The organism is Alloalcanivorax profundimaris, from assembly GCF_015265435.1.
Lineage (GTDB): Bacteria > Pseudomonadota > Gammaproteobacteria > Pseudomonadales > Alcanivoracaceae > Alloalcanivorax > Alloalcanivorax profundimaris.
In genome coordinates this window covers 261749-287037 of record NZ_JABJWH010000006.1, presented here as the reverse complement: position 1 = coordinate 287037, position 25289 = coordinate 261749, and the positions used below count along the sequence as shown (strand labels likewise).

The 25289-nt window shown below is 64.2% G+C and carries 25 protein-coding genes; 9 read left to right on the top strand and 16 right to left on the bottom strand.

The genetic code is table 11. The features are described 5' to 3' along the window. Positions 1-6: 6 nt before the first annotated feature. The 15 genes from HMJ39_RS04325 to HMJ39_RS04255 all read right to left on the bottom strand — a co-directional run bounded on the left by HMJ39_RS04325 (position 7) and on the right by HMJ39_RS04255 (position 14594). Complete coding sequence (locus HMJ39_RS04325) at positions 7-318, bottom strand: EthD family reductase (RefSeq protein ID WP_194296418.1); 312 nt, start codon at positions 316-318, stop codon at positions 7-9. An 8-nt stretch (positions 319-326) separates the two neighbouring features. Continuing rightward, a complete protein-coding gene (locus HMJ39_RS04320; protein ID WP_194296417.1) occupies positions 327-1277 on the bottom strand; it encodes a helix-turn-helix domain-containing protein in 951 nt (316 codons plus the stop codon). Positions 1278-1334: 57 nt separating this feature from the next. Further along, a complete protein-coding gene (locus tag HMJ39_RS19140) occupies positions 1335-2279 on the bottom strand; it encodes an NAD(P)-dependent oxidoreductase (protein ID WP_256245026.1) in 945 nt (314 codons plus the stop codon). Between the two features lie 12 nt (positions 2280-2291). After that, positions 2292-3584, bottom strand: a complete 1293-nt coding sequence (locus tag HMJ39_RS04310) for a TRAP transporter large permease (RefSeq protein ID WP_194296416.1) — start codon at positions 3582-3584, stop codon at positions 2292-2294. Beyond that, positions 3581-4084, bottom strand: a complete 504-nt coding sequence (locus HMJ39_RS04305; protein WP_194296415.1) for a TRAP transporter small permease — start codon at positions 4082-4084, stop codon at positions 3581-3583. Before HMJ39_RS04305 ends, HMJ39_RS04310 begins: the two co-directional genes overlap by 4 nt. Beyond that, a complete protein-coding gene (locus HMJ39_RS04300; RefSeq protein ID WP_194296414.1) occupies positions 4081-5088 on the bottom strand; it encodes a TRAP transporter substrate-binding protein in 1008 nt (335 codons plus the stop codon). Before HMJ39_RS04300 ends, HMJ39_RS04305 begins: the two co-directional genes overlap by 4 nt. A gap of 49 nt (positions 5089-5137) precedes the next feature. After that, positions 5138-6022, bottom strand: a complete 885-nt coding sequence (locus HMJ39_RS04295; RefSeq protein ID WP_194296413.1) for an NAD(P)-dependent oxidoreductase — start codon at positions 6020-6022, stop codon at positions 5138-5140. Next, positions 6015-6416 (bottom strand): carboxymuconolactone decarboxylase family protein, encoded by a 402-nt coding sequence (locus HMJ39_RS04290; RefSeq protein WP_194296412.1) that lies wholly within the window; start codon positions 6414-6416, stop codon positions 6015-6017. The genes HMJ39_RS04295 and HMJ39_RS04290 overlap by 8 nt, the downstream gene beginning before the upstream one ends. A 22-nt stretch (positions 6417-6438) precedes the next feature. Continuing rightward, positions 6439-7917, bottom strand: coding sequence for an aldehyde dehydrogenase family protein (locus HMJ39_RS04285; protein ID WP_194296411.1), 1479 nt, complete (start codon positions 7915-7917; stop codon positions 6439-6441). A gap of 197 nt (positions 7918-8114) precedes the next feature. Next, positions 8115-9260: a DcaP family trimeric outer membrane transporter gene (locus HMJ39_RS04280; RefSeq protein WP_194296410.1), complete on the bottom strand. Its 1146-nt coding sequence runs from the start codon at positions 9258-9260 to the stop codon at positions 8115-8117. 100 nt (positions 9261-9360) lie between these two features. Beyond that, positions 9361-10470: an aromatic ring-hydroxylating dioxygenase subunit alpha gene (locus HMJ39_RS04275; RefSeq protein ID WP_194296409.1), complete on the bottom strand. Its 1110-nt coding sequence runs from the start codon at positions 10468-10470 to the stop codon at positions 9361-9363. Between the two features lie 30 nt (positions 10471-10500). Then, complete coding sequence (locus HMJ39_RS04270; protein WP_194296408.1) at positions 10501-11481, bottom strand: PDR/VanB family oxidoreductase; 981 nt, start codon at positions 11479-11481, stop codon at positions 10501-10503. A 226-nt stretch (positions 11482-11707) separates the two neighbouring features. Further along, the gene (locus HMJ39_RS04265; protein WP_194296407.1) at positions 11708-13033 is read right to left on the bottom strand and encodes a TRAP transporter large permease; all 1326 of its coding nucleotides are present in this window, start codon (positions 13031-13033) and stop codon (positions 11708-11710) included. Continuing rightward, complete coding sequence (locus tag HMJ39_RS04260) at positions 13030-13500, bottom strand: TRAP transporter small permease (RefSeq protein WP_161385502.1); 471 nt, start codon at positions 13498-13500, stop codon at positions 13030-13032. Before HMJ39_RS04260 ends, HMJ39_RS04265 begins: the two co-directional genes overlap by 4 nt. A gap of 29 nt (positions 13501-13529) precedes the next feature. Continuing rightward, positions 13530-14594 carry a TRAP transporter substrate-binding protein gene (locus HMJ39_RS04255; protein ID WP_194296406.1) on the bottom strand — a complete coding sequence of 355 codons (1065 nt, stop codon included), beginning with the start codon at positions 14592-14594 and terminating at the stop codon, positions 13530-13532. A 324-nt stretch (positions 14595-14918) separates the two neighbouring features. Between HMJ39_RS04255 and HMJ39_RS04250 the strand changes: the two genes are divergently transcribed. Further along, complete coding sequence (locus HMJ39_RS04250; protein ID WP_194296405.1) at positions 14919-16805, top strand: FAD-binding monooxygenase; 1887 nt, start codon at positions 14919-14921, stop codon at positions 16803-16805. A gap of 5 nt (positions 16806-16810) precedes the next feature. On the opposite strand, the gene hpaA is transcribed toward HMJ39_RS04250, so the two are convergent. After that, a complete protein-coding gene (gene hpaA, locus HMJ39_RS04245; protein ID WP_161385505.1) occupies positions 16811-17710 on the bottom strand; it encodes a 4-hydroxyphenylacetate catabolism regulatory protein HpaA in 900 nt (299 codons plus the stop codon). Positions 17711-17808: 98 nt separating this feature from the next. Between hpaA and HMJ39_RS04240 the strand changes: the two genes are divergently transcribed. Genes HMJ39_RS04240 through HMJ39_RS04205 form a run of 8 tightly spaced genes read left to right on the top strand, consistent with a single transcriptional unit; the run spans position 17809 to position 25266 of the window. Next, entirely contained in the window at positions 17809-18588 is a 780-nt protein-coding gene (locus tag HMJ39_RS04240; RefSeq protein ID WP_161385506.1) for a fumarylacetoacetate hydrolase family protein, read from the top strand. Next, positions 18585-19364, top strand: a complete 780-nt coding sequence (locus tag HMJ39_RS04235; RefSeq protein ID WP_194296404.1) for a fumarylacetoacetate hydrolase family protein — start codon at positions 18585-18587, stop codon at positions 19362-19364. Before HMJ39_RS04240 ends, HMJ39_RS04235 begins: the two co-directional genes overlap by 4 nt. After that, the gene (gene hpaE / locus HMJ39_RS04230; RefSeq protein WP_194296403.1) at positions 19361-20821 is read left to right on the top strand and encodes a 5-carboxymethyl-2-hydroxymuconate semialdehyde dehydrogenase; all 1461 of its coding nucleotides are present in this window, start codon (positions 19361-19363) and stop codon (positions 20819-20821) included. Before HMJ39_RS04235 ends, hpaE begins: the two co-directional genes overlap by 4 nt. A 28-nt stretch (positions 20822-20849) precedes the next feature. Continuing rightward, on the top strand, positions 20850-21713 hold the full coding sequence (hpaD, locus tag HMJ39_RS04225; protein ID WP_194296402.1) for a 3,4-dihydroxyphenylacetate 2,3-dioxygenase: 864 nt from the start codon (positions 20850-20852) through the stop codon (positions 21711-21713). A gap of 26 nt (positions 21714-21739) precedes the next feature. Further along, complete coding sequence (locus tag HMJ39_RS04220; protein WP_161385510.1) at positions 21740-22129, top strand: 5-carboxymethyl-2-hydroxymuconate Delta-isomerase; 390 nt, start codon at positions 21740-21742, stop codon at positions 22127-22129. After that, positions 22129-22932: a 2-oxo-hept-4-ene-1,7-dioate hydratase gene (hpaH, locus tag HMJ39_RS04215; RefSeq protein ID WP_161385511.1), complete on the top strand. Its 804-nt coding sequence runs from the start codon at positions 22129-22131 to the stop codon at positions 22930-22932. Before HMJ39_RS04220 ends, hpaH begins: the two co-directional genes overlap by 1 nt. 26 nt (positions 22933-22958) lie before the next feature. Continuing rightward, positions 22959-23765 carry a 4-hydroxy-2-oxoheptanedioate aldolase gene (gene hpaI / locus HMJ39_RS04210; protein WP_161385512.1) on the top strand — a complete coding sequence of 269 codons (807 nt, stop codon included), beginning with the start codon at positions 22959-22961 and terminating at the stop codon, positions 23763-23765. Between the two features lie 31 nt (positions 23766-23796). Next, entirely contained in the window at positions 23797-25266 is a 1470-nt protein-coding gene (locus HMJ39_RS04205) for an NAD-dependent succinate-semialdehyde dehydrogenase (RefSeq protein ID WP_256245021.1), read from the top strand. Positions 25267-25289 lie beyond the last annotated feature (23 nt).

Below are 25289 nucleotides of genomic sequence, written 5' to 3'. Positions count from 1 at the left end.
GTTGGCTTAGGCGGACGCGGGCTCCACCGGCGCGGACAACAATAGCGCGCCCTTGGGGGAGTAATTGGATACGTCCTCGGCAAGCGCCCGGCCCACTTCGCTATCCAGCGCATCCCGCATTGCCCGCTCGGATTCAAACCAGCCCTCGAAAATGCAGAAATGCGGCGACGGATGGGGCCCCATGGCTTCGGGGTAGACGCATTCGTAGCGTTTAAGGCCCGGTAATGTGCTGGCCAGCGGCAGATGCTTGTCCGCGTAATAGCGCCGGAAATGCGCTTCATCGTCAGGCCTCGGGTACAACACCATAAATTTATGCATACGGATTCCTATGGAGCTTGAAGTTTGGCGAACTGGTCCCGCCAGCCGCCCGGGGGCAGACCAAAACGGGCGCGAAACGCGCGGCTGAAATGCGCCGGGTCCGAGAAACCACACTCCACCGCGATCGACGAGACTGGTTGATCGCGGCGATCGGGATCGCGCAACAGCACCCGGGCGCGGTTCATGCGTTCCTGATGGATGAAGGCGCTGGGCGTGCTTTGCCCCAGCAGGAAGAGGTTATAAAGACTGCGTCGCGACATGGAGAACGTCGCCGCAACGGTATCCGGGCTGAGCCGTGGATCCGCCAGGTGATGGATAATGAAGGCTTTCACTTCCTGAAAACGCGAACCCACCGCCGGCTTGTGATTGTTGCCGGCACCAGCGGCCTCGCCATCCAGGGCGCTTTCAATCAGCTTTACCGTGGCGTCCTGCAAGGCGCCCTGCGCCGAGGGTTGCAGGCCGCCGTCGCACAGCAAGCCGGTGAGCGAGGACAACACGATATTGGGAGCGCCACGGCCATCCAGGGCACGGCCGCAAACCGCGTCGACACTGCTCATCCAGCCGTCGCATTCCAGTTGCGGCACCATCAGCACCATGAAACTGGAGCCGTCGGTGGATTCAATGCTGTATTCCCGGGTGGTGTCGTAGACCGACCACATTCCCGCCTTCAGCGTGGAGCTGCGATAGGCCTGCTGGATACGGCTGACCCCCCGCATCTGCCAGAAGATCTTGTAATAGGCGGCCGGCGCATCCTTAACGTACTGAGGCCGACGCACCACCCGGTTGGCATTGGTGTCCAACCGAGCCACCGCGCTATTGGCGAAACGACCGATCACGCCCCGGGCTCGGAATTCCCGCGGCCTAGGTGACTCGTAATCAAGCCGCAGGAAGTGCGACTGCATGGTGCGTCGCCAGCTGTCCAGTCCATCCACACTCACCTGTGCGGTCAGTTCGTTCATTGCCGACCTCCAATTGCATTTTATTATTCTGTCCTGGGATCGGTGGCGCCCGACTCCTCAGCGAGCCGGGCGGGCGTCATCGTCGCGTTCCGACGTCAGCGGCGTGTCGGTCATGGTCTCCAGCCAAGCCACGAAACGACTGACGCTGGCGCCGGCCTCGTTGGCGTCGCAGGCCCGCTGCCAGAGCTTATGGTTCAGGGAAGCGGCCGGCAGTTCGACGCCGCTGTCACGGGCCATGTTCAGGGCAATGCCTACATCTTTGAACATCAGTGCCAGTTTAAAAGGGTCGTCAAAAGTACGCGACACCACCCGCTGCTGAATATGGGTCCGGGTGATCCAGGACATCCCGGTAGCTTCATTAAGTACATCAGTCATGACCGCCGGATCAAGCCCGTATCGCTTTCCGATCACCAGGCCCTCGGCGGTGGCGGTGAGATTCATCGCCGTGATCAGGTTGTTGATGCACTTCATGATATGGCCGCAACCGAGCGCGCCGAGATGAAAAGTACGACGTCCCATGGCATCAAGCAAAGGCCGCACGCGAGCCACGTCGGCGTCACCGCCGCCCACCATGAACACCAGTTCGGCCGCCTTGGCGCCCCACTCCGCGCCGGAGACCGGAGCATCCACCATGCGGACTCCGGCGTCGGTCAGGATGGCGGCGGTTTGCTGAGTCAGCCAGGGTTCCGATGAGGAAGTATCCAGCAGCAAGCTGCCGGGGCGCAGGCCCTCCAGCAACCCCTGATCCATGGTCACCACCTCGCTGACCACGCCGCCGTTGGGCAACATGGTGACCACGATGTCGCTGGCGCTCGCCAGCTCGGCGGGACTGTCGCAACACAGGGCGCCCTGTAAGGACAGCGACGGCGCGCGCTTCGGATCGGCGTCGTAGAGCGCCAGCGGAAAACCGGCCCGGGACAGTGCCGCGGCCATGGGCGCACCCATCACGCCCAAACCGACAAAGCCGATACGGCTGGATTCGGATACAGCTTTTTCAGACACGGAGACTCCTTATCATTTTGTCCATTGAGGCAGGAAAGTGGCGATGTCCGGAAACAGAATCACCAGCAGCAGGGCCAGTACCAGCGCGCCCATGAACGGCAGCACCCCCCGGTAGACGGTGGATACCGGCAATTCCGGCACCAGTGAACTCAGCACGAACAGGTTCATGCCCACCGGTGGACTGATCATGCCGATCATCACCACCATCACGATAACGATGCCAAACCAGTACGGATCCAGACCCAGGCCAACGATCACCGGAAAGAACAAGGGCACGGTCAGCATCACCATGGAGAGTTCCTCCATCACGCTGCCCAGCAGGATATAGATCGCGCAGATGGCCAGGACCACCACCGTGGGACTGACAGCCAAACCGGAAACAAAGCTCTGCAACTGGCCGGGCATGCCGGTAAAATTGATGAAATTACCGAATATCAGCGCGCCCATTAGGATCGCGAACAGCATGGCGGTTGTGCGCGTGGCGTCCGCCACCGCGCCACTCACCCCGGACCAGCCAATGCGACGCCGGGCCAAGGCCAGCACCAGGGTACCGAAAGCGCCAAAGCCGGCCCCCTCGGTAGCGGTGAACAGCCCCCCGTAGATGCCACCGATCACCAGTACGAAGAGCGCCACCACGCCCCACACCTTGCCGAAGGCTCGCCAGCGACGCCGCCAGTCATAGCGCTCGGAAGTCGGCGCCGCCGACGGATCACGACGGCACCGCCAGCCCACCATCAGGCACAGGCAGAAAACCGTGAGCAAACCGGGCAGAAAGCCGGCGGCGAACAACTTGCCAATATTGGTTTCGGTCAGGATGCCGTAGATGATCAACAGCGTGGATGGAGGAATCAAAATTCCCAGAGTACCGCCGGCCGCCACGGTGCCAGCGATCAGCGCCGGCGAATAGTCCAGCCGGCGCATCTCCGGATAAGCCACCTTGGTGATGGTGGCGGTAGTGGCGATTGACGAACCGCAAATCGCGCCAAACCCACCGCTTGCGCCCACCGTCGCCATGGCGATGCCACCACGACGGTGGCCTAGAAACGCCCGCGCCAGCTCGAACAATTCGGTGGCCATGCCAGCGCGAGCAGCGATGTTGCCCATCAACAGGAACAACGGGATCACCGACAATGTGTAGGAAAAGCCCGTGCTCTTGATCACCAGCAAGGTGCTGACCACCGATACATCCCAGTTTCTCAGCAGCGCCAGGCCGGCGAAGCCCACCACCCCCATGGCCATCGCGATGGGCACACGCAGCGCCATCATCGCGAACACCGCCAGAAAGCCCAGCAAGGAAGCGGTCATGAGGCCTCCTCGCCAGGGCCCGGCGCGGCATCCAGAAGCGACAATACACCACGGATTAGCGACACCAGCGCCGCGATAAGCAGCATTACCGCCATCAAGGAGATGAACCAGCCGATCGGCAGCCGGAGGTGCGTGCTCACGTCCCCATCCTGCAAGGTGCGCGCGGCCATGCCGGCGCAGGCCACGCCTAGGAAGCCGAGCGCCGCCGTGCAGACGATGTCGGCGAAAAACCGGCTGATTCGATCCAGCCGGCCGCGGTAGAAGTGATTCATCACGTCCAGACCAACATGTTCCCCTCGCCAGGACACCACCGGGAGACCGGAGAACAGCACCAAAACCATCAGCATTTCGCTGACCTCCAGAGCGCCGGGGATAGCATGAAAAAACTTGCGCCCCGTCACGTCCGCGAAGGTCAGCACCATCAGCGCGAACAGCGCCAGCCCGCCAATCATCAACAGCAGACGATTCAGCTGACCGACCAGATGACGCAATCGCTTCATTGCGCGATGTCCTCGCGATAGCGTTCAATCACCGCGTCCGGGTCCTCAATGCCCTTATCGACGGCCACCTCCTTCCATTCGTCCAACAATGGCTTGACGCCGTCGCGCACCGACTTCACCAGCGGCTCCGGGGCGTCGATAATCTTGATCCCCGCTTTCTCCGCCTTGATCCGTGCATCGCGGTCCATGCGATCAAAAGCCTGACCAAGCTCCCGGGAGTAGGTTTCACCAGAGAGCTCCTGCACCGCTTGCTGTTGCGCCTCGTTGAGCTCCCGCCAGCGACTCTTGTTCATCATGATGATGAAGGTGGAGGTATAGAGACCGCCGGGGAAGCTGGTGGCGTGCTTGATCAGGCCCTGCAGGTTATAGGTGTACAGGGACTCGAAGGGCAACCAGACCCCGTCCATGACACCATTGGCGAGCAGCTCATAGGACTCGGTGGCGGGCTTTAGCGAGGCGTTGGCGCCGAGCGCCTGAGCCACCTGATTGACCACGCCACCGCCAACGCGGAACTTCAGGCCCTTCAGGTCAGCCACCGTGCGCACCGGCTTGCGGGTGTTGAACACCACGCCGGGACCGTGGGTAAACAGCGCCAGCACCTTGACGTCCCGAAACTCCTTCATCATCGCCGGCGTGCGCGCCGCCAGGCGGTAGAACGCCACCGAGTTGGATTCGGCGGTGTGCGTCATGAACGGCATTTCCACCAGCTTGGTGAGCGGAAAGCGGCCCGGCGTGTAGCCCAGCACCGCGATGGAAATGTCGGCCAGGCCGTCGCGAATCGCGTTGTAATGATCGGCCGGCGCGGCCACGGCCTGAGGCAGCACGTTGAACGACAGCTCGCCCTCGGTGGCCGCGGAGACATCCCGTTGCCATTGCTCCATGACCTGGTAGAGAGGGTGACTCTTTGGCAGCCATTGGGAGACGAACAGGGTTTCACTCGCCCTACTCAGGGTACCGGCCAGACAAAGCATCAAGATAAGAAGCGGTTTGATGAAGGGTTTCATGTTGTTCTCCTAAGCATTCTTATTATCGGAAAAAGGAAAGCGCGTACGCCTATTCTTCGTGCCAGGCCATCAGTGCCCGGGACTGATCACAGTCGGCGCCAAGGCTCTCCACCGCCTGACGCCAACGCGTCTGTACACAGGTGCTCACCGGCGCGTCAACGCCCAGTGCCCGGCCCAGGTCCGCGGCGATCCCCACATCCTTGGCCAGTAGCCCCAAGGCGAAGCCGGTTTGGTAGGTACCAGGCACCACTTGCTTGGCGAATACCACTTCGCTGTTGAAGCTGCGACCGGTGGAGTGATTGATCACGTCGACCAGGGTGGCGTCGTCCAGCCCGGTGGCCGTGCCGATGGCCAGCGCCTCGGCGGTGGCGGTGTAGGCGGCCGCCGCCACGTAATTATTCAGCGCCTTGCAGGCGTGCCCGGCGCCCCGCGGGCCAACCCGGAAAACCCGCTGGCCAAGTGCCTCGAACACGGGCATTACCGCCTCGATATCGTTGTCATCGCCGCCCGCCATGATCGACAGGGTGCCGGCTTGCGCGCCGGGCACGCCGCCCGACACCGGTGCATCGACGAGCGCGACGCCGGCGTGCGCCAGTTGTTCACCCAGCGCGCGGGTACCCAAAGGTTCCGAGGAACTCATGTCCACCACCCGGGTGCCCGGCGCCAGATGCCGCGCCAAGCCGCCGTCGGTGTCCAGCAGAACCTCCCGAACCAGGGCGCCGGTAGGCAACATCGTGATCACTACCCGCGCGCCATCAGCCAGGTTCGCCCAACCCTCGGCCACGGCGGCACCATGTTCCTCGGCCAGTCGGCGAGCACGTTCGCCATCCACGTCAAAAAGCTTCAAATCGAAGCCGGCCCGCGCCAAGTTCGCCACCATCGGAGCACCCATATTGCCCAGGCCGATAAAGGCCACCGTGATTGATTCAGTCATGGCTCGGCTCCTCCATCTCCACGCCCAGCTCGGCCAGCACCGCTTCGCTGACGTAGGCGGCTTCCGCCGCCGGCGGCAGGCCGCAATATATCGCCGCGTGGCGAATCAACTCGCGAATTTCCGTGGCGTCGGCGCCATTGGCGACCGCGCCCTTAAGATGAATTTTCAATTCATGGCTGCGCCCCATGGCGATCAGAATCGCTACCGTCAGCAAACTGCGCGTTTTCAGATCCAGGCCCGGCCGGCTCCAGGTACCACCGAAGCACTGCTCGGTGACCAGGTCCTGAATCGGCCGTGTGATCATGCCCGCCGCCTGAATCTGCTCATCGGTCACCGAGCGGCCGAACATCCGATAGCGGACCGCCAGCCCGGCGTCATACTCATCTTTGGACATTGATTGCATCCTCCAAATCGGCTCAAAAGCCCATGCATACGCTTTTCAGTTCGGTGTAGGCCTCAATGGCGGCTTCGCCGTGTTCGCGCCCTATCCCCGAGCTCTTGACACCGCCGAACGGCATGGCCGGATCCACCAGATTGTGGGCATTGACCCATACGGTGCCGGCGCGAAAGCCTTCCACGGCTCGCTGCGCGTAATCCAGGCGCCGCGTCCAGATGCTCGCGCCCAGTCCGTAGATCGAATCGTTGGCCTGGTCGATGGCCTGGTCGAGGTCCTCGAACGGCATGGCCACCACCACCGGGCCGAATACCTCCTTTTCCACCAGGGTCAACGGCTTGTTGTGCGGGTTGGCCACAACCGTCGGGCGCACATAGTAGCCTTTCCCGTCATAACGCTCCCCGCCGGCCAGTACCTCGCCGCCTTCCTCGCGGCCTGTGTCGATCAGTTCGCGGACCCGGTCACGGTGGCCCGCGGACACCATCGGACCCATATCGGCGCTGTCGTCCAGGCCCGCGCCCAGCGACAGGCCCTCGGCGAGCGCCGCCAGGCCCTCCACCACTGGCTGGTACAGAGAACGGGCTACATACAGCCGGGAACCGGCCGTGCACACCTGTCCATGGTTAAAGAAAATCGCGCCGGCGGCGGCCTCCACGGCGGCGTTCACGTCCATATCCTCCATGATCACCACCGGGCTTTTACCACCGAGCTCCAACGCCACGCGGCGAATGTCCCGCCCGCATTGCGCTCCGATTTCCCGACCTACCTCGGTGGAACCGGTAAAGGTGATCTTATCCACGTCGGGATGCCGGACCAGAGCCGCGCCGGTGGCGCCGTCCCCGGTGACCACATTCAGCACGCCGTCGGGAATTCCCGCCTCGCGGGCAAGGTGAGCGAGCCGCAGGGCGGTCAGTGGTGTCTCCTCCGCCGGCTTAAGCACTACCGTGCAGCCGCAGGCCAATGCCGGTGCGATTTTCCAGATCGCCATGGCGAGCGGAAAATTCCAGGGTACGATGGCGCCAACCACGCCCACCGGCTCGCGGAGGGTCGTCCCCCGGAACCGCACGCCCGCCGGAGCAGGCACCGACAGGTCGAAGGTACTGCCCTGGATGCGCGTGGCCCAACCGGCCATGTACCGCAGCCATTGCACGCCACCACCCACCTCAATGGCCCGGGACCACTTCAGCAACTTGCCCTGGTTGAGGGATTCCAGCGCCGCCAGGCGCTCGCCATCGGCCTCCACCAGATCCGCCAGGCGATGGAGCAGACGTTCACGCTGATAGGGCGTCAGACCCCGCCAGTCCGCCTTTCCCAGGGCAGCACGGGCGGCCCGCACGGCCCGGTCCACATCCTCCGATCCACCCCGGCTGACATTCGCGATGGGTTCACCGGTGGCCGGGTTGAACACCGCGAAGCGCTGGTCTCCTGCGGCGCGGCACCAAGTGCCATCGATCCACATGTCTTCATGGAGAGGGCCGGGATCCGGTTGTTTAGTCGACATCTCATCATCCTTTTTCTGTTGCGTTCTGCCCGGCAGGGGGAGCTCCATCAAGCCTAGCAGCAGCTGGTGGCCGCCGAATTGAGGATTCGTGCAATCTGATTGCCAATCCATGCAACCGGTGCGGCGCGCCGCTAGCCGGGCGATCGAAGTAAAAAAAGCGGGGGCCGGGACCGGGCCACCCGCCACCCCGCCTCGGGTTAAAAGGAGTATTGGGCCGCCAGCATCAGGCGATTCGCGGTGGCGTCGTCACCATCGACCTTTTCGATGGAGACCACGCCCAGTTCGGCGCCGAACATTATCCGCGGCACTGGCGTCCAAAGTACGTTGATGAAGGTGGTGGAGCGATACTCGTCCATGTCCGCCACGGTGGCGGCGCCAAGATCGTCCCGAGCATCGTCGTAGTCCACCTTGGCGAAACCATGGCTCGCGTTGAATGCCACCTCCGGCGTCAACTGATGGCTCAGGCCAACGGCGCCCCCGTAACCGGCGATACTGTTCACGTCACCCAGCCCATCCAGGTACGCGCCGGGGGCGCCGGAGCGATACAGATAGGCACCGAGGCCATCACCGTAGTTGACACCGCCCTGGATGGAGGTGCGGTCGGTAATCGTCACACGCCAGGCACCGGCCAGACCGTAGGCGAAAGTGGAGTCGGAGTTAGTGCCGTCGTCCACGGTGAGGCGGCGCAATACCAGACTGCCACCGTACTGGAACCGTGACGACGTGTTCTCGTAGCGGGCGGTCAGGTCGGGCATGGTATCGGTGTTGTTCTGGTCCAACAGCAACCGTCCGCCGGAACCAGCGCCATGGACGTCGCTGGTGGGATCTTCCACCGCCAGGGAGAGGCCGCCGCGGGTATAACGCACCTGAGCCTGGCGGGCCTCGTTCACATGACCCGGATAACCGACCAGGCTGGGAAAATCCAGGGTCGGTGTACGTCCCAGAAACAGCGAGGAATTGGCCCAGGTCTGGCCCGCCAGGATACCATTCCAGCTGCCATAGGCATGACGCAGGCGGAAGTTTCCGGACGCCAGAAAATCGCCCTCGATGAAGGTCTTCAAGGTACCGCGCTGCAAGGGTGTCGCGGTGGAAAAGCCGATCCGGCTTTGCGCCGCGCTCATATCCCAATCCGGACCGGTGCCGTCACCTTCGGTATCCAGATCAAAGCCTACCGCGTTGGCGTCTCCCAGGTCCTGATCAATATCATAAGTCATATTCATGCGTGCGTAGCCGCTGATACCCACTTCGGTATCCTGCACTTTGAAGGTAATCGCCGTTGCGTTACCGGCACTGATGGCAACGGTGCCACCAATAATGAAACAGCCAATTCTTGATATACTCATTGCATTATCCCTTCTTGGTTTTATTAACATGTTAATATTATGAATATTAAAAATGCCGTTTCATGTAACGGCATTCATTGAAAGAGAAAGGAGAATAAATCTATGCGTTCACACCGAACGCGGGCCCCGCATCCTGCTCGGCACGCTTCTTGAGATAGGTACGTGTCGCAATGGCGGGAGCATCGCTGGCCACCGATATCTCGAAGGTGCTGTCATCACGCTCCTGGAGTACACCTTCCAGTTTCCCAAGACCCACCACGTCCTCTTCAAAGGCGGCGAACAGCTGCTCATGCATAAACTTGGTGATGTGTTCATCTTCGGTGGCGAAATCCCGACCATGCACCAGAAAATAGTGCATGGTATGCGCGGTTTCCGGGGTAAGGATATGCGCCGTGCAAATACGGTACTCCGGCCGCTCGCCATCAGGCAGAGCGGAATCATAAAAGGTACCACTCACCCGATGCAGTGCTGGTGATACGAATTCCGAAGTAATCAGCCTGGCGGCGCTATCCAGACCATCCAGTCCCGTACTTTTACCCCATACGGGCGACAATCGGGTCGGCACCACTCTACGGTGCAGTTTGTAATTACCCTCGGTAAGGTCCATATCGTAAGGCGCGCCCGCATAGTCCGGCGTACCTATGGTATCCGCGTGCAGATAGGAAAGATGAGTCAGATCCATCAGGTTTTCATGCATGCTTACGTAGTTGCCACGGTGGTACAGATAACCGGTGGAATATTCCCAGTCGCCACTGTCGAACCATTCTTGATGCGGGATACGACTCTCATCCAGCCGATCCGGGTCGCCCATCCAGATCCAGACCAAGGGGCCGCGTTCCACCAATGGATAAGCATGCACGCCGATGCCTTTTGGACAGGCATTTTGCGAGGGCACCTCGACCAGATCCCCCTCGGCGTTATAACGAAAACCGTGATACCCACATACGATGGTGTCGCCTTCCAGGCTACTCTCGGAGAGCGGAAAGGAGCGGTGCGGGCAGCGATCCTCCAACGCCACCGGGTGACCCGCTTCCGTGCGATAAAGCACCACCCTTCGGCCCAGAATACGGCGCGCCAGTAATGCTCGTCCCAACTCTTCGCCGAAGGCGGCCACATACCATTCGTTGTAGATGAACGGCGTACTATTATCCGCCATCGCCGTGGCGGCTCTTCTCGAACTGGCAATAATGTTCCGTACCGGTCGAGTCATGGCGTTACCTCCTTTTTAATTTGTTCTTTTCTAAATCTTAAGGTCGAGCGTGTCGGTATTTGATCTTGATACACACACCAGTATGGTTTTTCCGCTTCCCCTCTCCTGATCATCAAGGATGAAATCGCGATGGTCGGGTTCCCCGCCACACACCTCCACTTCACAGGTCCGGCAGATCCCCGCGCGGCATGCGTAGGGCATATCAATGCCTTGTTGTTCAAGTGCCTCCAGAATGCTTAGATCCGGCGGCACGTGGATCGTCATATCACGCTCCATCAACCTCACGTCAAAGCCACTGGCGTCGCCCTGGGGCTCATCCCGTCCGGCTTGCGCCGCCGGCGCTTCAAACCATTCAAAGTGCACCCTGTCGATGTCGAGCGCTTCGGCATGATCACGCACCGCGCGCATCATGGGGTCAGGCCCACAGCAGTAGAGATGATGCCCATCGGGCAGCTGCTTGATAAAAGCATTCACGTCCGGCAACCGTCCCTCCTGCTCATCTTGAAAATGGAACTGAACGCGATCTCCGCCCATCTCAGCGAGCGTTTCATAGAATGCCGCTCGTTGACGGTTTCGGCAGGCATACAGAAGCCGCCAATGCTTACCTTGACGCTCACACCAACGGACCATTGACAGGATGGGTGTCACGCCAATGCCACCGGCGACGAACAAGTAGCCAGGCGCCTCTTCGTCCAATGGAAAGTTATTACGCGGGCCATGCGCGGTGATCACGTCGCCCTGTCGCACCCGGGAGTGAATGAATGAGGAACCCCCTCGGCTTCGCGGCGCCAGGTGGACCGCCACTACGTAACGGTCTCTCTCGGTACTGCAATTGAGTAACGAGTAATGCCGTAGCAGGCCATCCTCCAATACCAATTCCAGGTGAGCACCCGGCGAGAAAACCGGCAAGGAGTGCCCCTCCGGATCTCGCAACTCAAGCAACGCGATGTCCTTGGCCTCCGCGGCGAACCGAGACACCGTTAAATGAAAAGGGCGATCCTGCACTGACATGAAAACAGCCTTGCTCATCAAGTTGTTATAGGTAGCGGCCGTCTATGGCGACCGTTCAACTCACTCAACCGTAGCAAGGAAGACCATTAATCCTCGTCCCCCGAAGGGTGGACAAGGCGGCGCGGAGGCATGCACTGATGACCAACACGCAGGGACGCGCTCGCGGCGCCGCCCAAGGCGGTACCGCGACGGAGTGGTATCGGCGGGAAGGAGAGAAAGGCGGGACTCAGATCACGGTCAACAGCATCAGCGACAACGCCGGTACCGCCACCAGCAGGGTGATGCGCACCAGGTCGGCGCCCAGGAAGGGCACGATGCCCCGGCTCACCGCGCCCAGGGAGGTGCGCTCGCTGAACTTCTGCACGATGAACAGGTTCATGCCCATGGGCGGGGTGATCAGCCCGATCTCCACCACCATCAGCGCGATGATGCCGAACCAGATGGAGATCTCGGTCTGGGTGAGATCGAAGAACGGCAGGCCCACCACGATCGGGTAGAAGATCGGCACGGTGAGCAGGATCATCGACAGGGAATCCATCACGCAGCCCAGCAGCAGGTAGATCACCAGGATCGACAGCAGCACCGCGAACGGCGCCATGCCGCTGGCCTGCACCCAGTTCGCCAGCTCCACCGGCATGCGGCTGAGCGCCAGGCCGCTGTTGAGCAGGTCGGCGCCGATCACCACCAGGTAGATCATGGCGGATGCCTCGGCGGTGCCGATCAGGCTCTTGACCAGGCCATCGCCGCGCATGCCGCCGCGCGTCACGGCGAACAACCCGCAGGCGCCGGCGCCGATGGACGCCGCCTCGGTGAGGTTGGCCCAACCGCCGTAGATGCCGAAGATCACCACCAGGAACACCACCAGCACCGGCGAGACTTCCGCCAGGGCGCGCAGGCGCGTGCCCCACGCCGCCTTGGCAATGCGCGGTGCATCGCGCATGGTGCGCATGGCCACCAGGCGGATCACGATCAGGTAGCCGAGCATGGCCAGCAAACCGGGGATGATCGCCGCCACGAACAGCTTGCCGATGGATTCCTGGGTGAGCACCGCGTACACGATCAGCGGCACCGACGGTGGAATCAGAATGCCCAGGGTCCCGCCGGCGGCGATGGTGCCGGCGGCCAGCTTGTTGGGATAGTGGTGCTTCTCCAGCTCCGGCAAGGCCACCTGGCTCATGGTGGCGGCGGTGGCCAGGGACGAGCCGCAGATGGCGCCGAAGCCGGCGCAGGCGCCGGCGGCGGACATCGCCAGCCCACCCCGCCAGTGGCCGATGAAGGCGGAGGCGGCGCGGAACAGCGCCCGCGACAGGCCGCCGTGGATGGCGAACTGCCCCATCAGCACGAACAGCGGAATCACCGCCAGGTCGTAATCGGACACCCGCGCGTAGACCAGATTGTTGATGGTGAACAGCAGGGCGTTGAGATTGCCGTGGTTGACGAGCACATAGCAGAGAATGCCCGCCAGGAACATGCCGATGCCCACGTGCACGCGCAGGGCCAGCAGCCCCATCAGCACCGCCAGCACCAGCAGGCCGGTTTCCAGACCACTCATGAACGGATCTCCCTGGCCGCCCGGTACAGCCCGCACAGGGCAAGCAGCGCCAGGCTCGGTACCATCAATCCCTGGGGCCACCACAGCGGCACGCCAAGCATGGTGGAGGTGGAGCCGTAATCCTGGCTGTTCTGCATCAGCAGAAAGGTGCGCCAGCCCATCAAGCCCGCCGCCGCCGCCAGCAACAGATGACCGATGGCCAGCAGCGCCCGGTTCACCGGCGCCGGCAGAAAGCCGGCCACCAGGTCCACGCGGATGTGGTTATCGGTCATCTCGCACAGGGGGAGAAAGGCGGTCACCGCCACCGCGATGGCCATTTGCAGGACCTCGATGTCACCGGGGATGGGCGCGGAAAACAGCTTGCGCCCCACCAATGACACCAGCGACATGACGATCAGCGCCAAAACGATGGCGCCACCGGCCAGGGCGAACCCCAGCGACAACCGACGCAGAATAACGCCCGCCATTGTTCACTCCGCTCCGAGGAAGGCGCGCTTCAGCGCGCCAGTTCCGGGGTGTATTGCTTGACCGTTTTCTGCAGGCCGTCGAACAGGGCCTGGCGGTCCAGGCCGCCGTCGTCGGAGGCCACCCAGTCGTCCACCACGCTTTGCGACGCGTCCAGCATGGCCTGATAGGCGGCGTCGTCCAGGGTGATGATGGTGTGCGCGTCGTCACCGGCTATGCGGTTCTTCACCTGATCGATGGCCTGGTCCCAGGCCTTGCCGAAGCGCACGGTGAGCGCCTCGCCGCTGTACTCATCGACGATCTTTTTCAGGTCATCCGGCAGGCTTTGATAGCGCTGCTGGTTCATCAGCATGGCCAGGGTGGTGACCGTGGTGGTGGCCTGATCAGGCCCGGTGGTGGTGTGATGGAAGGTGGTTTCGTCCAGCTTGGTGGGCGGCACCACTTCCCACACCGCCAGGGCGCCGTCGATCACGCCCTTGGACAGAGTGTCGGCGATCTGTGAGGGCGGCATGCTCACCGGCGTGGCGCCCACCGAGGTGAGAAAGCGCGATGCCAGCCGGGTGGAGGCGCGCACCCGCAGGCCTTTCATGTCGTCCAGGTCGCGCACCGCCTTGCGGGCGGTGTGCAGGGTGCCGCCGCCGTCGCTGTACACCGCCAGCACCTTGTAGTCCTTGAAGTCGTCCTTGGCGTAGGTCGTGGAATAGTCCCAGATGATGCGGCTGGCGGTTTCGCCGCCGGCCGGCAGCACGAACGGCAACTCCAGCGCTTCGCTGCGCGGGAAGCGGCCGGCGGAGTAACCCAGCGCCGTCCACACCACGTCCACCACGCCGTTGCGCGCCATGTCCGCCAGCTGGCCCGGCGTGCCGCCGAGCTGCATGGAAGGGTAGATCTCACACTGGATGCGGCCGTCCGATGCCGCCTTCATGTCCTCGCACCAGGGTTCGATCACGTTCTGCTGGGCGTTGGAGTTGGCCGGCAGGAAATGCTCGATACGCAGGGTAACGCTGTCGTCGGCGTGGGCGCCGCCGAGGCTCAGGGTCAGGCCCAGGGCGGTGCCGGCGATCCAGAGGGGGAGGTTTCTTATGCTTGCTTTCATGGTGACCTCTCGGCTGTCTGTGCTTGTTGTTCTCAATGGCGGCGATCGGTGCCATGGGACTCCGGGTTGGTCGCCATCCATTAATTTGTTAATGAATACTAAACAGCCTCCGAGCGGCCGGTCAATGCGCCGGCATGAATAAAATCGTTTCCTTTCCGGCCGGGTATACATTCGCGAGCCCAGCCGTTGAAAAGTGCAATTTTTCCCTCGGAAAACACCTGGGCCTCCGCCTTTGCTCTCGCCGATGATGAAAAAAAGCAACGCGGTCGCCAGAGCGACGATCGCGATCACAACGCTGATCAGAAAAACAAAGGAGAAGTCGCAGTGCAGTTCCATCATCACGGCTATGTTTCCAGCGATCCGCGCGTCGAGGACGCCGCCGGCACCGGCATCGACCGTCCCGAGGACCTGCCCGAGCACGTCGACGTGCTGATCGTCGGCAGCGGCCCGGCGGGCATGATCGCCGCCGCCCAGCTGGCCAAATACCCCAACGTCACCACCCGCATCGTGGAGCGCCGTCCGGGCCGCCTGAAACTGGGCCAGGCCGACGGCATCCAGGCGCGCAGCGTGGAAACCTTCCAGGCATTCGGCTTCGCCGGGCGCATCACCGACGAGGCCTACCGCATCACCGAGATGGCGTTCTGGTCCCCGGACCCGGCCAATCCGGACCACATCGCCCGCGCCTCGGTGGCGCTGGATGACGGCACCGGCGAGATCAGCGAATTCCCCCATCTGATCGTCAACCAGGCGCGGGTGCTGGACTATTTCGCGGAGTTCGCCCGCAACGCGCCGGCGCGCATCGAGCCGGACTACGGGCTGGAATTCGTCGGGCTGGAAATCGACCGCGGCGCCGAGTACCCGGTCACCGTCACCCTGCGCCATGTGAGCGGCGAGCGGGAAGGCGAGCAACGCACCGTGCACGCCAAGTACGTGGTCGGCTGCGACGGCGCCCACAGCAAGGTGCGCGAGGCCATTGGCCGCCAGCACCTGGGCAAGGTGGCCAACCACGCCTGGGGCGTGATGGACGTGCTCGCCACCACCGACTTCCCGGACATTCGCACCAAGTGCGCGATCCAGTCCGCCAGCGGCGGCAGCATCCTGCACATTCCCCGCGAGGGCGGGCATTTGTTCCGCATGTACGTGGACCTGGGCGAGGTGTCTGCGGACGACAACCGCCAGGTGCGCCAGACCACCCTGGAAACCACCGTGGCCAAGGCCAACCGCATCCTCCACCCCTACACCCTGGAGGTGAAGGATTGCGCCTGGTACACGGTTTACGAGGTGGGCCACCGGGTCACCGACAAGTTCGACGACGTGGACCCCGGCGACGAGGAGCATGTCGCGCCGCGCGTATTCATCGCCGGCGACGCCTGCCACACCCACAGCGCCAAGGCCGGCCAGGGCATGAACGTGTCCATGCAGGACGGCTGGAACATCGCCTGGAAGCTGGGCCAGGTGCTGTCCGGGCAGGCACCGCCGGAACTGCTGGCCACCTATTCCGAGGAACGCCAGGAGGTGGCGCAGAACCTGATCGACTTCGACCGCGAATGGTCGAGCCTGATGGCCAAGCCCGCCGAGGACTTCGAGGACCCCAAGGAACTGGCGGACTTCTATGTGAAAACCGCGGAGTTTCCCGCCGGCTTCATGACCGAGTACCGCCCTTCCCTGGTCACCGGCGACACCCGCCACCAGTCACTGGCCACCGGTTTCCCGGTGGGCAAGCGCTTCAAATCGGCGCCGGTGATGCGGGTCTGCGACGGCAACGACGTGCACCTGGGCCACCACGCCACCGCCGATGGCCGCTGGCGGATCTACGCCTTCGCCGACGCCGGCGCCGAACGGCTGAACGACTGGGCGGAATGGATGCTCAACGCCGCCGCCTCGCCGGTGGCGCGCTTTACCCCGGACGGCGCCGACCTGGACAGCCTGTTCGACATCAAGGTGATCTATCAGCAGCCCCACGGCGAGGTGGAGTTCGGCCCCTCCATTCCGGCCCTGTTCCAACCCCGGGTGGGGCCCTTCCAGCTCACCGACTACGAGAAGGTTTACGCCATCGACCCGGAGCGCGACATCTTCGAGGCCCGCGGCATCGATCGCAACGGCGCCGTGATCGTGGTGCGCCCGGACCACTATGTGTCCCAGGTGCTGCCGTTCGAGGCGGTGGACGAACTGGCGGCGTTCTTCGAGGCCAATACCCGACGCCCGGGCTGAGACGATCAGCCGCGCCGGTTATGGCGGCGATAGCGCCCCGGCGTCATGCCCGCCTCGCGGGTGAAGAAACGGGAGAAGTAGGCGGGATCGTTGAAGCCCAGGCGGTAGCCGATCTCGTTGATGGAAGCGGTGGTGAAAATCAGCAGCCGCCGCGCCTCCTGAATCTGGCGGTCGAACACCAGCCGCTTGCTGGGTTTGCCGGCGGTGCGCCGGCAAATCTCGTTGAGCCGGTTCTCGGTGACATCCAGGGCCTCGGCGTACTGGGAGAGCGTCCAATGTTGAGCGTGATGGTCCTCGATCAGCATCTGGAACCGCTGGAACACGGCCAGGTCCTCGTGGCGCGCCGGCTGCGACGGCAGGGCGCTGCTCGACAGCCGGAACAGGCGGATGAAGATCAGCCGCGCCAGGCTGCGTACCGCCAGCGCCCGGCCGGGACCGTCGCTGGCGGCCTCGTCGCCGAGCGCCTCGAACAACCGTTCCAGCCGGTCCAGCTCGGCGTGCCGGCGCGGCTCCAGCTGCGCGCGGGCCACGCACAGCGGCCGCACCTCGGCCGGGTCGGCGAGATCGCCGCTCTCCTCCAGCAGGCTCCAAACCAGCTGCTGGCGCACGGTGAGCACGTGGCCGTCGGCGTCCGCCTGGGTCACGAAAGCATGGGTCACCGTGGGCGGCGTGAGAAAGAACAGGGGGCCGTGCTGGTGGTGCTGGCGCTCGTCCAGGTAGACGCGCACCAGGCCACTCTTCACGAAATGCACCTGGAAAAAACGGTCGTGGCGATGGGCCGGCATGTTGCGGCCGAAGAAATCCGCCATCGGCCCCAGGGCGTCGTAGTGCACCTCGGCATCGGCGTAGCGCTGGTCGTACACCTGGCCGATGTTGATGTTGGGAATCGGTTCGTTGTTCTTCATAGGGCTCTCCGGGACCCAGCATAACCGATCGCGTCGGCCGCTTGAATTCATTAACATCTTAATGTACAAAATCCGGCAAAGAACAAACAGGAGTTCCCATGCGCCACGCCCTCGTGGAAATCAACGGCGAACCGACCGCCGTCACCGTGGACGGTGACCGGCCACGCCGCGCCGACGGCGGCCCCCTCGCCGAGGACCAGGCCCGCTGGCTGCCGCCGGTGTCCGGCACCGTGTTCGGCATCGCCCTCAATGACCGCGCCCTGCTGGAGTCCCACCTGGACAGCTTCAACCAGCCCCCTTACGAAAAGCCGCCCACCAAACCGGTGCTGTTCATCAAGACCCCGAACACCCGCAACGGCCACCGTCGCCCGGTGGCGCGCCCCGCCGGCGAGCGTCTGCAGCCGGGCCCGTCCCTGGGCGTGGTGATCGGCAAGACCGCCAGCCGGGTGAGTGAAGCGGACGCCCTCGCCCATGTGGCCGGCTACACCGTGATCAACGAGTTCAGCCTGCCGGAGGACAGCTACTACCGCCCGGCGGTGAAGGCCAAGTGCCGCGACGGCTTCTGCCCGATCGGCCCCTGGGTCACCGACGCCGCCGACGTCGGCGACCCGTCCGGCCTGGGCGTGCGCCTCACCGTCAATGGCGAGCTCAGGCAGGAGGGCAACACCGGCAACTTCGTGCGCCCGGTGGCGCGACTGATCGCCGAGCTCAGCGAGTTCATGACCCTACACGAAGGCGACGTGCTGATCGCCGGCGTGCCGGCCGGCCGCGTGGACGTGGAACCCGGCGACGAAGTGGCCGTGGAGATCGACAAGGTCGGCACCCTGGTGTCGTTGGTGACGGAAGAAGACACCACCCGGAAAGGAGACCGCCCATGAAACACGCTCGCATCCAGCACCGGGGCCAGGTGCTCGACGTCACCGTCAATGACGACGGCAATATCCTGATGGCCGACGGCACGCCGCTCGACGCCGGCCAGGTGACCTGGCTGCCGCCGGCCACCGGCACCATGTTCGCCCTGGGCCTCAACTACGCCGACCACGCCGCCGAGCTGAGCTTCAAATCGGCGCCCAAGGAACCGCTGGTGTTCGTCAAGGCGCCCAACGCCTACACCGGCCACGACGGTTACAGCTGGCGCCCGGACAACGTGGATTACATGCACTACGAGTGCGAGCTGGTGGCGGTGATCGGCAAGACCGCGCGTAACGTCAGCCGCGCCGACGCCCTGGAGTACGTGGCCGGCTACACCCTGTGCAACGACTACGCCATCCGCGACTACCTGGAAAATTACTACCGGCCCAACCTGCGCGTGAAGAACCGCGACAGCACCACCCCGGTGGGCCCCTGGATCATCGACAGGAGCCAGGTTCCGGAGCCCAACAACCTGACCCTGCGCACCTACATCAACGGCGAACTGAAACAGGAAGGCACCACCGCCGACATGATTTTCGACGTGCCCTTCCTGATCGAATACCTGTCCGGCTTCATGACCCTGCAGCCCGGCGACATGATCGCCACCGGCACGCCCAAGGGCATGGCGGACGTGCAACCCGGCGACGTGGTGGACGTGGAGATCGAGGGCATCGGTCGGCTGCGCAACACCATGCTCAGCGAAAGTGAATTCTTCAAGAACGCGAAGGAGCAGTCATCGTGATCAAGCACTGGATCAACGGCCGGGAAGTGGAAAGCCCGGAAACGTTCGACAACATCAACCCGGCCACCGGCGAAGTGATCGGCCCGGTGGCCAGCGGCACCGAGAAGGAAGTGAACGAAGCGGTGGCCGCCGCCAAGGCCGCCTTCCCCGGCTGGGCCAACACCCCGGCCAAGGAACGGGCCCGTCTGATGCGCCGCCTCGGCGAGTTGATCGACGAGAATGTGCCGCGCCTGGCGGAGCTGGAGACCCTGGACACCGGCCTGCCCATTCATCAAACCAGGAACGTGCTGATCCCGCGCGCCTCGCACAACTTCAATTTCTTCGCCGAAGTCTGCACGCGCATGAACGGCCACACCTACCCGGTGGACGACCAGATGCTCAACTACACCCTGTACCAGCCGGTGGGGGTGTGCGCGCTGGTGTCACCGTGGAACGTGCCGTTCATGACCGCCACCTGGAAAACCGCCCCTTGCCTGGCGCTGGGCAATACCGCCGTGCTCAAGATGTCCGAGCTGTCGCCGATGACCGCCGCCGAGCTGGGCAAGCTGACCAAGGAGGCGGGCATTCCGGATGGCGTGTTCAACGTGATCCAGGGCTACGGGTCCACCGCCGGCGACGCCCTGGTGCGCCACCCGGACGTGCGTGCGGTGTCCTTCACCGGCGGCACCGCCACCGGTCGCAAGATCGTGCAGAACGGCGGCATGAAGAAGTACTCCATGGAACTGGGCGGCAAGTCGCCGGTGCTGGTGTTCGAGGACGCGGACCTGGATCGCGCCCTGGACGCCGCCCTGTTCACCATCTTCTCCCTGAACGGCGAGCGTTGCACCGCCGGCAGCCGCATCTTCATTCAGGAAAGTGTCTATGACGAGTTCGTCAAGAAATTCGCCGAACGCGCCAAGAAGCTGAAGGTGGGGGACCCGGAGAACCCGGACACCCAGGTCGGTTCCATGATCACCCAACAGCACTACGAAAAAGTCACCGGCTACATTCGCATCGGCATCGAGGAAGGCGCCAAACTGGTGGCCGGCGGCCTGGAACGCCCGGAGGGCCTGCCCGACCGGGTCGCCAACGGCCAGTTCATCCAACCCACGGTGTTCGCCGATGTGGACAACAAGATGCGCATCTGCCAGGAGGAAATCTTCGGCCCGGTGGTGTGCCTGGGCAAGTTCACCGACGAGGCCCACGCCCTGGAACTGGCCAACGACGTGCAGTACGGCCTGGCCTCCTACGTGTGGACCGAGAACCTGGCCAAGGCGCACCGCGTGGCGCGCGGCATCGAGGCGGGCATGGTGTTCATCAACAGCCAGAACGTACGCGACCTGCGCCAGCCGTTCGGCGGCATCAAACAATCCGGCACCGGCCGCGAGGGCGGTGAATACAGCTTCGAGGTGTTCACCGAGGTGAAGAACGTCTGCGTCGCCATGGGCCACCATCACATTCCGCGCTGGGGCGTCTGACCCCGGCACGGCGATAAGGAGAAAAACAATGGGAGAGGTCGTTCTCGCCGCCAAGATCTGCCACGTGCCGTCCATGTATCTGTCCGAACTGCCGGGGCCCCATCAGGGGTGCCGGCAGGCGGCCATCGACGGCCACAAGGAAATCGGCCGCCGCGCCCGCGAGCTGGGCGCCGACACCGCCCTGGTGTTCGACGTGCACTGGCTGGTCAACAGCGGCTACCACATCAACTGCGGTGAACGGTTCGAGGGCATCTACACCAGCAACGAGCTGCCCCACTTCATCAAGGACATGCACTACCAGTACGACGGCGCTCCGGATCTGGGCGAACTCATCGCCGAGCAAGCCAACGCCGCCGACGTGCGCACCCGGGCCCACAATATTCCCAGCCTGCATCTGGAGTACGGCACCCTGGTGCCGATGCGCTACATGCACATGGACGTGCCTCGGGAGCAGCATTTGAAGGTGGTGTCGGTGGCGTCCTGGTGCGCCTGGCACCGGCTGGAGGACAGCTTCACCTTCGGCGCCGCCGTGCGCCGCGCCATCGAGGCCAGCGACCGCAAGGTGGTGGTGCTGGCGTCCGGCTCCATGTCGCACCGCTTTTCCGACGACCGGCTGGCCGACCAGAACCTCCACCAGTGGAGCCGTGAATTCGACCGGCAGATGGACCTGCGCGTGGTGGAACTGTGGAAGCAGGGCCGTTTCAAGGAGTTCTGCGCCATGCTGCCGGACTACGCCGAGCACTGCTACGGCGAGGGCGGCATGCACGACACCGCCATGCTGCTGGGGCTGCTTGGCGGCGAGGATTACGACCGGCCGGTGGAAGTGCTCACCGATCTGTACGCCAGCTCCGGCACCGGGCAGATCAATGCGGTTTTTCCGCTGCCCTGGTAGGCCATCCTGATTCAAGGAGAACTCTCATGCCCCATTTCATCGCCGAATACAGCGGCAACCTGGAAGGCGAAACGGACTTCCCCGCCCTGTTCGAAACCGTGCACCGGGTACTGGGCGATTCCGGCGTGTTTCCCCTGGGCGGCATCCGCAGCCGCGCCATCCGCCACGATACCTACCGCATCGCCGACGGCGAGCACGACTACGCCTTCGTGCACCTGAGCCTGAAGGTGGGCAGCGGCCGCGACCTGGCAACCCGCAAAAAAGTCGCCGAAACCCTGTTCGAGGCGATCAAGGCCCACTTCGCGCCGCTTCAGGAAAAACGTCTGCTGGCGGTGTCCTTCGAGATGACCGAGCTGGACCCGGACCTGAACTTCAAACACAACAACATCCACGCCTTTCTCAAAGGGGAGCGCTGATGCTCGACGACGCTTTCATCCGCCAGGCCGTGCAACGGCTCGACGACGCCGAACGGCAACGCACCCAGATCCGCCAGTTTTCCCTGGAACAGCCGGACATCACCATCGAGGACGCCTACGCCATCCAGCGCGCCTGGGTGGACAAGAAAATCGCCGATGGACGCAAGCTGATCGGCCACAAGATCGGCCTGACCTCACGGGCCATGCAGGTGTCCTCGAACATCGACGAGCCGGACTACGGTGCCCTGCTCGACGACATGCTGTTCGACGAGGGCACCGACATTCCCATCGACCGCTTTATCGTGCCACGCCTGGAGGTGGAGCTGGCGTTCATCCTCGGCAAGCCGCTCAAGGGCCCGAACTGCACCATCTTCGACGTCTACGACGCCACCGAGTACGTGATTCCCGCCCTGGAGATCATCGATGCGCGCATCCAGCAGGTGGACGAGGAAAGCGGCGTCACCCGCAAGGTGTTCGACACCATTTCCGATAACGCCGCCAACGCCGGCGTGGTGATGGGCGGCCGCCCGATCCGGCCCATGGACCTGGACCTGCGCCGTGTTTCCGCGATCCTCTACCGCAACGGCGTGATCGAGGAATCCGGCGTCGCCGCCGCGGTGCTCAATCACCCGGCCAAGGGCGTGGCCTGGCTGGCCAATCGTCTGGCGCCCTATGATGTGGGTCTGGAAGCTGGCCAGTTGATTCTCGGCGGCTCCTTCACCCGCCCGGTGGCGGTGCGTCCCGGCGACACCTTCCACGTGGACTACGACGATATGGGCGCCATCGCCTGCCGGTTCGTTTGAGCCCAAGACCGACACAGGAAAAACAGATGGACATGCCCGTCAACACCTTCAAGAAAGCGCTCGCCGAGAAACGCCCGCAGATCGGCCTGTGGCTGGGGCTGTGCGACGCCTACTGCGCCGAGCTGGCCGCCAACGCCGGCTTCGACTGGCTGCTGATGGACGGTGAACACGCCCCCAACGACCTGCGCACCCTGCTGGCGCAACTCCAGGCGGTGGCGCCCTACCCGGCCCAGCCGGTGCTGCGCCCGCCGGTGGGCGACACCGCCCTGATCAAGCAGTACCTGGACATCGGCGCCCAGACCCTGCTGGTGCCCATGGTGGACAGCGCCGATCAGGCCCGCCAGCTGGTGCGCGCCATGCGCTACCCGCCGGACGGCGTGCGCGGCGTGGGCAGCGCCCTGGCCCGGGCATCGCGCTGGAACAGCGTGCCCGGCTATCTGGACCAGGCGGACGGCGAAATGTGTCTGCTGGTACAGATCGAGAGCACCGAGGCCCTGAACAACCTGGACCAGATCGCCGCCGTGGACGGCGTGGACGGCGTCTTCATCGGGCCGGCGGACCTGAGCGCCTCCCTGGGTCACCGGGGCAACCCGGCGCACCCGGACGTGCAGGCGGCCATCGAGGATGCCATCGCGCGCATCCGCCAGGCCGGCAAGGCCGCCGGGATTCTCAACGCCAACCAGGCGCTGGCGCGGCGCTACCTGGAGCTGGGCTGCCTGTTCGTCGCCGTGGGGGTGGACACCAGCCTGCTGATGGGCGCCCTCAAGGGCCTCGCCGCCGAATTCAAGGGCGACGACGCCCCGGCGGCGCCCGCCGGCCCGTCCGTTTACTGATTCGCGCCCTGATCGGAACCAAGGAACCTTCATGACCGACTCTCCCCTGGCCCTGGCCGACGCCGCCCTGCTGCGCGACCAGGCCTGCATCGACGGCCAGTGGCTCGACGCCGATGGCGGCGCCCGCTTCCCGGTGCGCGACCCGGCGGACCACAGCCTGATCACCGAGGTGGCGGACGCCGGCGCCACGGACACCGACCGCGCCATCGACGCCGCCGAGCGCGCCCTGCCCGCCTGGCGCCAACGGCCCGCCAAGGAACGCTCGCGGATCCTGCGCCGCTGGTTCGACCTGATGCTCGAGCACAAGGAAGACCTGGCCCGGCTGCTCAGCCGCGAACAGGGCAAGCCGCTGGCGGAAAGCCGGGGCGAAATCGACTACGCGGCCAGCTTTATCGAGTGGTTCGCCGAGGAAGCCAAACGCGTCAACGGCGAACTGCTGGCCGGCGACCGGCCCGGCCGGCGGCTGGCCACCCTCAAGCAGCCGGTGGGCGTGGTGGCCGCCATCACCCCCTGGAACTTCCCCTGCGCCATGGTCACCCGCAAGGCCGGCCCGGCCCTGGCGGCGGGCTGCACCCTGGTGCTCAAGCCGGATCCGGAAACGCCGCTCTCGGCGCTGGCCCTGGCCGAGCTGGCCCGGCGCGCCGGCCTGCCCGCCGGGGTGTTCAACGTGGTGCCCGGCCGCGACGCCGCCGCCATCGGCGCCCGCCTCACCGGCGACCCGCGGGTGCGCAAGCTGTCGTTCACCGGCTCCACGGCGGTGGGCAAGCTGCTGATGGCGCAATGCGCGGACACGGTGAAGAAGCTGAGCCTGGAACTGGGCGGCAACGCCCCTTTTATCGTGTTCGACGACGCCAACCTGGACGCCGCCGTTGAAGGCGCCCTGGCCTCGAAGTTCCGTAACAGCGGCCAGACCTGCGTGTGCACCAACCGCTTTCTGATCCAGGACGGCATCCACGACGCCTTCTGCGACAAGCTGGCGCGGGCGGTGGCCGCCCTCAAGGTAGGCCCCGCCGGCGACGAACACGCGCAACAGGGTCCGCTGATCCACGCTGGCGCCCTCACCAAGGTACAGGCCCATGTGGACGACGCCCTTCAGGGCGGCGCCCGGCTGCTGTGCGGTGGCGCCCCCCATGCGTTGGGCGGCGGCTTCTTCCAGCCCACCGTGCTCAGCGGCGTCACCCCGGCCATGCGCGTGGCCCGGGAGGAAACCTTCGGCCCCCTGGCGCCGGTGTTCCGTTTCCACGACGAGGCCGAGGCGCTGGCCCTGGCCAACGACACCCCTTCCGGGCTGGCCGCCTATGTGTACAGCGGCGATCTGGGGCGCGCCTGGCGGGTGGCCGAGGCGCTGGAATATGGCATGGTCGGCGTCAACGAAGGTATCATCTCCACCGAACTGGCCCCCTTCGGCGGCATCAAGGAATCCGGGCTGGGCCGCGAAGGGTCCCGGCACGGCATCGATGATTATCTGGAATTGAAATACCTGTGCGTGGCGGATCCGTGAGCCGCCGCCGCGCGGTACCCAAG

What these genes read in the sequence shown, in the direction of transcription:
- HMJ39_RS04325 (WP_194296418.1), bottom strand. Translation starts at nt 318, where the DNA reads ATGCATAAATTTATGGTGTTGTACCCGAGGCCTGACGATGAAGCGCAT.
- HMJ39_RS04320 (WP_194296417.1), bottom strand. Translation starts at nt 1,277, where the DNA reads ATGAACGAACTGACCGCACAGGTGAGTGTGGATGGACTGGACAGCTGG.
- HMJ39_RS04310 (WP_194296416.1), bottom strand. Translation starts at nt 3,584, where the DNA reads ATGACCGCTTCCTTGCTGGGCTTTCTGGCGGTGTTCGCGATGATGGCG.
- HMJ39_RS04305 (WP_194296415.1), bottom strand. Translation starts at nt 4,084, where the DNA reads ATGAAGCGATTGCGTCATCTGGTCGGTCAGCTGAATCGTCTGCTGTTG.
- HMJ39_RS04300 (WP_194296414.1), bottom strand. Translation starts at nt 5,088, where the DNA reads ATGAAACCCTTCATCAAACCGCTTCTTATCTTGATGCTTTGTCTGGCC.
- HMJ39_RS04295 (WP_194296413.1), bottom strand. Translation starts at nt 6,022, where the DNA reads ATGACTGAATCAATCACGGTGGCCTTTATCGGCCTGGGCAATATGGGT.
- HMJ39_RS04290 (WP_194296412.1), bottom strand. Translation starts at nt 6,416, where the DNA reads ATGTCCAAAGATGAGTATGACGCCGGGCTGGCGGTCCGCTATCGGATG.
- HMJ39_RS04285 (WP_194296411.1), bottom strand. Translation starts at nt 7,917, where the DNA reads ATGTCGACTAAACAACCGGATCCCGGCCCTCTCCATGAAGACATGTGG.
- HMJ39_RS04280 (WP_194296410.1), bottom strand. Translation starts at nt 9,260, where the DNA reads ATGAGTATATCAAGAATTGGCTGTTTCATTATTGGTGGCACCGTTGCC.
- HMJ39_RS04275 (WP_194296409.1), bottom strand. Translation starts at nt 10,470, where the DNA reads ATGACTCGACCGGTACGGAACATTATTGCCAGTTCGAGAAGAGCCGCC.
- HMJ39_RS04270 (WP_194296408.1), bottom strand. Translation starts at nt 11,481, where the DNA reads ATGTCAGTGCAGGATCGCCCTTTTCATTTAACGGTGTCTCGGTTCGCC.
- HMJ39_RS04265 (WP_194296407.1), bottom strand. Translation starts at nt 13,033, where the DNA reads ATGAGTGGTCTGGAAACCGGCCTGCTGGTGCTGGCGGTGCTGATGGGG.
- HMJ39_RS04260 (WP_161385502.1), bottom strand. Translation starts at nt 13,500, where the DNA reads ATGGCGGGCGTTATTCTGCGTCGGTTGTCGCTGGGGTTCGCCCTGGCC.
- HMJ39_RS04255 (WP_194296406.1), bottom strand. Translation starts at nt 14,594, where the DNA reads ATGAAAGCAAGCATAAGAAACCTCCCCCTCTGGATCGCCGGCACCGCC.
- hpaA (WP_161385505.1), bottom strand. Translation starts at nt 17,710, where the DNA reads ATGAAGAACAACGAACCGATTCCCAACATCAACATCGGCCAGGTGTAC.
- HMJ39_RS04240 (WP_161385506.1), top strand. Translation starts at nt 17,809, where the DNA reads ATGCGCCACGCCCTCGTGGAAATCAACGGCGAACCGACCGCCGTCACC.
- HMJ39_RS04235 (WP_194296404.1), top strand. Translation starts at nt 18,585, where the DNA reads ATGAAACACGCTCGCATCCAGCACCGGGGCCAGGTGCTCGACGTCACC.
- hpaD (WP_194296402.1), top strand. Translation starts at nt 20,850, where the DNA reads ATGGGAGAGGTCGTTCTCGCCGCCAAGATCTGCCACGTGCCGTCCATG.
- HMJ39_RS04220 (WP_161385510.1), top strand. Translation starts at nt 21,740, where the DNA reads ATGCCCCATTTCATCGCCGAATACAGCGGCAACCTGGAAGGCGAAACG.
- hpaH (WP_161385511.1), top strand. Translation starts at nt 22,129, where the DNA reads ATGCTCGACGACGCTTTCATCCGCCAGGCCGTGCAACGGCTCGACGAC.
- hpaI (WP_161385512.1), top strand. Translation starts at nt 22,959, where the DNA reads ATGGACATGCCCGTCAACACCTTCAAGAAAGCGCTCGCCGAGAAACGC.
- HMJ39_RS04205 (WP_256245021.1), top strand. Translation starts at nt 23,797, where the DNA reads ATGACCGACTCTCCCCTGGCCCTGGCCGACGCCGCCCTGCTGCGCGAC.